At 44.0% G+C, this 5,939-nt stretch carries 6 protein-coding genes and 2 pseudogenes; 3 read left to right on the top strand and 5 right to left on the bottom strand.

Annotation, left to right across the window (positions count from 1 at the left end; translation table 11 throughout):
• Positions 1–136: 136 nt before the first annotated feature.
• Complete coding sequence (locus tag PI95_RS34340; RefSeq protein ID WP_163519458.1) at positions 137–529, top strand: 6TM ABC transporter family protein; 393 nt, start codon at positions 137–139, stop codon at positions 527–529.
• Positions 530–836: 307 nt separating this feature from the next.
• Here the strand turns inward: PI95_RS34340 and PI95_RS34335 are convergent, their stop codons facing one another.
• The 5 genes from PI95_RS34335 to PI95_RS34320 all read right to left on the bottom strand — a co-directional run bounded on the left by PI95_RS34335 (position 837) and on the right by PI95_RS34320 (position 4,430).
• On the bottom strand, positions 837–1,385 hold the full coding sequence (locus PI95_RS34335; protein ID WP_063842300.1) for a group II intron reverse transcriptase/maturase: 549 nt from the start codon (positions 1,383–1,385) through the stop codon (positions 837–839).
• Between the two features lie 123 nt (positions 1,386–1,508).
• On the bottom strand, positions 1,509–2,189 hold the full coding sequence (locus PI95_RS34330; RefSeq protein WP_063842301.1) for a reverse transcriptase/maturase family protein: 681 nt from the start codon (positions 2,187–2,189) through the stop codon (positions 1,509–1,511).
• Positions 2,190–2,239: 50 nt separating this feature from the next.
• Positions 2,240–2,368 carry a hypothetical protein gene (locus PI95_RS37085; protein ID WP_268896857.1) on the bottom strand — a complete coding sequence of 43 codons (129 nt, stop codon included), beginning with the start codon at positions 2,366–2,368 and terminating at the stop codon, positions 2,240–2,242.
• 496 nt (positions 2,369–2,864) lie between these two features.
• Positions 2,865–3,437 (bottom strand): reverse transcriptase N-terminal domain-containing protein, encoded by a 573-nt coding sequence (locus PI95_RS34325; RefSeq protein ID WP_039738632.1) that lies wholly within the window; start codon positions 3,435–3,437, stop codon positions 2,865–2,867.
• A 597-nt stretch (positions 3,438–4,034) separates the two neighbouring features.
• A complete protein-coding gene (locus tag PI95_RS34320; RefSeq protein ID WP_236117321.1) occupies positions 4,035–4,430 on the bottom strand; it encodes a hypothetical protein in 396 nt (131 codons plus the stop codon).
• 742 nt (positions 4,431–5,172) lie between these two features.
• Between PI95_RS34320 and PI95_RS34315 the strand changes: the two are divergent.
• Together PI95_RS34315 and PI95_RS34310 are read left to right on the top strand one after the other, a co-directional pair.
• Positions 5,173–5,373 (top strand): annotated as a pseudogene (locus PI95_RS34315) (ATP-binding cassette domain-containing protein); the annotation flags it as partial.
• Positions 5,374–5,719: 346 nt separating this feature from the next.
• Positions 5,720–5,939, top strand: a pseudogene (locus PI95_RS34310) (photosystem II q(b) protein); the annotation flags it as partial.

Genomic DNA, 5,939 nt, shown 5'->3' with positions numbered 1-5,939 from the left:
GCGAAAGTCGAAGGAATATGGTTTCATTTTTATCCTTGAGGAGATGCACGGTTTTATCTTCACAAGTGTACTTCATTAGACCGGGAAACGCTATATAGGAATAATCGAGCCTTACAGGGGTGGGTTTTTAGAAGTTGTGCCAGAAGGCGAAGGAAGCGACTATTGGCAGATAGCAGCCGTACACATCAATGGCGTTGCTTTCTGCCCCTGCAACAAAGAGATACGCCTTATGTGGACAGGCAAGGGAAGCGTAGATCGGCAACCACCCACGACTTTTGAACTTCGGTTGCCTGTCCACATAAGTCAAAAGAAAGACTCGCCCAGCGCGATCGCAGGAGAAATCAGTAGCCGAGTGCAACTTAATGACAAAGTTGCAGAAGTACTCTCAGGACGATTGGCGACGACAGTAATTGATGCGGTGATGATGGTCTTGTATTTTCTGATTATGATTCAGTATGACCGATTGCTGAGTGCGATCGCCCAATGCTACCAAATTCGCAGCCGTCGCATAATCTTAACTGAGGGCTGAATGTTGGGGCGAGTCCAACCGAATGACAAATGTGGCACTCATAGTTCGTTTTTTAGATCCGCGATACCCAACGATACCCTTGGACGCTCACCCGGACAAAAATGGACAGCCTTCATCCCTTGGGTATCGCGGGGTGTTGCGGATCTATAAAACGAACTATGAGTGCCATTTTTGTCTACACGAGTGTCAAACCCCCTTCCGTTCAATTGTCCACATAAGGCGATAGGTTGTTGCAGGGGTTTCACAAACGCTCTTTCACTCATTCTCTAGCCAAGTTTTACGCTTATCCTCGATACCCCACGACATTTTACAGATGTTGGCTGTCAAATGAGTGTCCGCTCTTAGCGTCCAAGGGGTGGTACTGCAAAATGGCAATCTTTCCCTCTCTTGAGATGGTGATTTCAACACACTTTCTTAATCCGTGAGGAAGTTTTACCGTCTTGTGGTATTTTTCGCAAATTTTCGCCACGCTAGTTTTATATTTACAGGCAAGGGTTTTCATTAGCGAACTCCACATAATCCATCTGACTCTCTCAAGCCATGCGATATTTTGGGCAAGACTGTAGAATTGTACGAATCCTCGGTATTCTGATTGATAGAGGTTGATGATAGTAAAGTCATCGTCGTTTATCAATTCAGGGCGGTGAATGGGTTTACCATTTCTTTTGTAGAGGGCGCATTTTTCTTCTACAACTGTTGCGGGAATTCGCAATCCAATAATTCCATTTAGTAAGCGTCTACCTTTGGTATGCTTACTATCAGAATATTGAACCTGGATTTCGTAACCCAAGAAGGAAGCTGCTTCTGTTTTGGCATTAGTTATCAAGGTCTTTTCCGGTGATAATTCTAGCTTCAAATAAGATGCTAAAAATGCCTTCAGTTTTTCCTTGATTTCTTTTGCTTCCGCTCCGGAGCCAATGAAACCAAGTAGAAAATCACTTCTAGTAACGCACGTAACTAAGCCTTCTATATCCTATCTTCACGGACATATGCGCGAAGGCATAATCTGGTATTGTATTTCCAGTTGACGCGCTTTTTCTATTTGTCCATTTTTCCGGAAATACCAGGCAAGTTTTTGGAGTTTTGAGTACTCAGGATTTTCTGCCCTTCTTTTACCCCGTGTATACTCTGGAATTAGACAATTTTCGACAAACTTATCCAACTTATCAAGGTAAATATTGGCGAGTAGTGGTGAAACAATCGCCCCTTGTGGGGTTCCACTAAGGGTAGAATGGTATTTCCATTGTTCGCAGTAACCAGCCTTGAGTAAATTTTCAATCAATCTCAGGAAGCGGTTATCTTGGATTTTCTCGCGTAGTATTGACATCAAGATTTTATGGTCTATGTTGTCGAAACATCCGCGAATATCTCCTTCAATGAACCACTTGGTTCCTTGCCAGGTGCGGTCTATTATTGTTAAAGCCGTGTGGCATCCGCGTTTGGGTCTAAAACCGTGACTGCTGTCGGACAATTGCGGTTCATAATACGCCTCTAACATCAAACGTACTACTTCTTGAACCAATTTGTCTTTCCAAGTAGGAATACCTAGTGATCGAGTTTTCCCATTTTTCTTGGGAATATTAATTCGCCTCACTGGTGTCCATCGAAAACGTTCGTATCGAATCTCTTCTATGAGACTCTCAATCTTTTTGATGGACATTCCATCAGCAGTTTCCTGTGTTACTCATGAGCGTCATTGCTCCGGCATTTTTATAAATGCGGCTGTACGCGCTTGAGGTACAAATCGGGATTGAACAGTTGCCTATAGACATCATCTAATGGTAAACCACGGTAGCCTCTGTCTCGAATTACACTTAGTACCGTTTCGGCATTTCGCATCTCGCGTACCTCTTCGGTGAAAAATGTCGGAAATACCTGTTCCCGCAACGCCCATGTGAACGGCTTTCCCGTCCTCGGACTACTATGGGAACTCTGTAGTCATAGGACTCGCGTCCCGTAGACCATCCCGCGCTTCATCAACTCGGTACGTAATAGTGTGATGCGCGGTGTCCCATTCATTCTTTAAGCCGTCTCATCGATGGCTGACATCGTTTGGAGAAGTTGCGTCGTTCCAATGTTTATAACTACGCACACTCGATTATTCCTTTTAGGCGTTGTAGGAATAGGCAATCGCATATGCCGTCAGAATTGGGCTTCTGGTAGTTTAACCTTCACCTTGTCACACAGGTCTTGCCAAACAGTGGTTTTTAACGCCTTCTCTCCATTTTTGGCTTTACCAACATGCTGTTGTCCCCTTTGTCTTTCGACTCTAGGTGGGTTGGTTGACCTAGAGACTTTCTTCTCAGTCTCTCCCAACTTGGTTGGGGATACCGCATTAACAGTCGCGGCGCACACATTTAGCAATATCGGCATCAAGCACAAATTTAGGCTTGAGCCTAATTGCGCTAAATATAGCCTCCACCGCATCAAGACATGAGCGTCCAGGTCTGAACCCGTATGAGTTAGGTTCAAATCGCGCTTCCCATTCTGGCTCTAGTGCCAGTTTGACAAGAGCTTGCAAGGCTCGGTCTTTCATTGTAGGTATGCCCAAAGGTCGCTTCTCTTCTGTTCCCGGTTTGGGAATCCATACTCTCCGGGTAGGGCTGACCTTGGAACCCAGTTTCATTGAACCTATTAGGTCAAGACGTTGCTTTGGGGTCAGGCTTTTTTGCCCATCCACACCTGCCGTCTTTTTCCCTTGGTTATCCTGGGTAACTCTACGAACCGATAAAGCTCTTGCTGACCAAGACTTCATCAGTGTCTTTTGGAGTTTGCGAAACGCTTTCACATCACCACGCTGAGAGGCTTGATAAATTCTCTTTTGGAGCTTATACACATTACGCTCTAGCTTGCGCCAGTTAATTTTGTGCCATTCCACCATCAGTTGTTGAGACTGTGTATTAGACATTTGTACTCACTACTTGAAACTTTATCTTCCAAATCACCGTTAGTCTGTCAGCATATTCTAGGAATTACCCCAGACGTTCGCTTCTGACTAAATCTCTCCTACTCGTTGCATACGGTTAGCACCTGCTCAGGTATTCGACCACCTGAGAGCAAGCGAGAGGTTATCTCGTTCCGAATGACCATACTATGTACCTTTAGAGTGATACTGTTCGCCGGGTTTATTGGAAGTGCTTATTGGACAACGACGTTCTTGCCAATTCCATATCCTGTGCCTTTTGGCTCCAGCGCCTTAAGCCTTATTTCGCTGGTTTTTTGTAACGACGATTCAAGCATATCTTCAAGCTGAGGCTTTACTCATGGGTACTTTGCTTGGTGGATACCGAATTAGGTTTTAAGTGGAGCCACCTTTCATCCCCGCTTCAGGCGTTGATGGCTAGTCGCAAACCTGGGGGAAGTGCTTTCACCGCTGCACCTGCGGGATAGGATTTGAGGATTTTAGGTTACTACCTCTCACCTATATGGTCATTCAGTTGTCAAGGTTCTATTCCTTGCGGCTAATCCCCCTAATCCTTATATGGAATGGTTTCTAGCCAACGATTCACACACGACGACCAAAATCGACACCAATTACGTTATTAGATTTAATAGGTGTTGGTGCTTTGTCTTTAATTTGAATGTGGATGTAGTAGTTACCATCACGATGTTTACATAACTGCGCTGACGTTGGTTTTCTACCTTTTAACTTACCTCTTTGATAATTACCAACATCAATCTTGATGTGTTCTCTGCCATTCATCAAAGTCAAGCTAACAGCCCAGTCTTTCTCTCTGAATGAGAAAATCCTGGCATCATAATCAGCCGATGTTGGTTTGAATGTTTTAACTGGCTTATCTTTGAGTTTAGCAGTCTTGCGATTAGCTCCAACCCTGGCGCAAGCACGAACAGCTAAATTTGCACTCAATCTAAACAAAGCACGAATCTCGTTATAGACCATGTTTTGAATTGTGGTCTTACTGCTTATCTGAGGTTTAACTTTCTGGTTGGCGTAATTACACGCATCAGCAAAAGCCTTCAATACCAGTTCGATTTCTTCTGCCTGTTTTTGAGAGGGGGTTGAGTTTGCAAACTAGCGTCAATACTTGTTCCATGACTTTGATTTCATCACAAGTGACCATAATACATTAAAATAGTCGTGTTGTATCAAAGACTTATTTGTTAAAAACTCAACTGCCTCCACTCTTTCAACAACCTGCGGTTGTTATCATTCGGGAGGCGTTTAGTTTTTAACCCGCAATTCCTCTTGACACTGACCCTATCGGGTTCAGTGTGAGCCTCCTTGCGGGAATAGGTGAAGACGTCGCCCCACGATTTGCTGACAACACTTTACGACTATTGAATAAAGGCTGGCTAATTTTTTAGAGCTTGTTCTCCCGGCAGGCTTCCATCCTCACAAAAAGCATCCAACACCCTACGACTAGTTAATAAAGCCGTAGGAGTTGGCGACAAAAAATCATTTATTGCCTTGTTTTATAGATCCGCGACACAAGAGCGATATCCTCCGTTGAAGGCAATAAATGATTTTTCAAGCCTTCGTTCTAAACCTATTTCTTACGGCAATTTCACTCGCCCCCATTTTTTCAGCCTTGCCTTGAACCTCCCGCTCGCTATGGAGTGCGAGATCCACAAGTTGTAGCTAGAAGGTGCCAAAATGGTTGCGCTCAATTACTCTCTTTTTTTCCACGGGACAACGGCAGCGATTATTAATTGCGCGATCGCTTGTCGCCAAGCCGAAAATTATCCTCATGGATGAGGCAACCAGCGCTTTAGATAATCGCACACAAGCAATCGTTACTAAGAATCTAGATAGATTGAATGTCACCCGCATCGTCATTGCCCATCGTCTCAGTACCATTTGCAATGCCTCACGCATCTATGTAAACTTCACTATGGAGATTCGGTTTAGCCAAAATCTACATTTGTGGCTTGTCTAGATCGCAAGTCAAAGGTGAATATTAGTCTTTCCTTACCTCAAACCTGTGCTTCTGTAGCGCAAACAAGCTTTTATTAGCCCGAAAATTATAGTATATGAAAGCAGAAGTAAAGCTTGTACAGTAAGCTTTTTAACCTTGTTCAACTGGATAATGATTTCCGCCACACTGCACTAATTGTAAAAAAGTTTCTGAAAGTACTTTACAAAACTCAATATTAGTTCTACTATATTTAATAACAGGTAAGAAACACCTACCTGCATATTTCATACACTTTTCAAGCAATCATAAACTCATGACCACAACTTTACAAAGACGCGAAAGCGCCAGCGTATGGGAACGGTTCTGTAACTGGATCACCTCCACCGAAAACCGCCTATACATCGGCTGGTTCGGGGTATTGATGATCCCCACCTTGCTAGCCGCTACCACCTGCTTCATCATTGCGTTTATCGCAGCACCCCCAGTAGACATCGATGGTATCCGTGAACCTGTTGCAGGTTCCTTGATTTACG

It is taken from the genome of Hassallia byssoidea VB512170, from assembly GCF_000817785.2.
Classification (GTDB): Bacteria; Cyanobacteriota; Cyanobacteriia; order Cyanobacteriales; family Nostocaceae; genus Hassallia; species Hassallia carrinoi.
The sequence above is the reverse complement of the archived record's forward strand: the minus strand, read 5'-3'. Positions and strand labels throughout refer to the sequence as shown.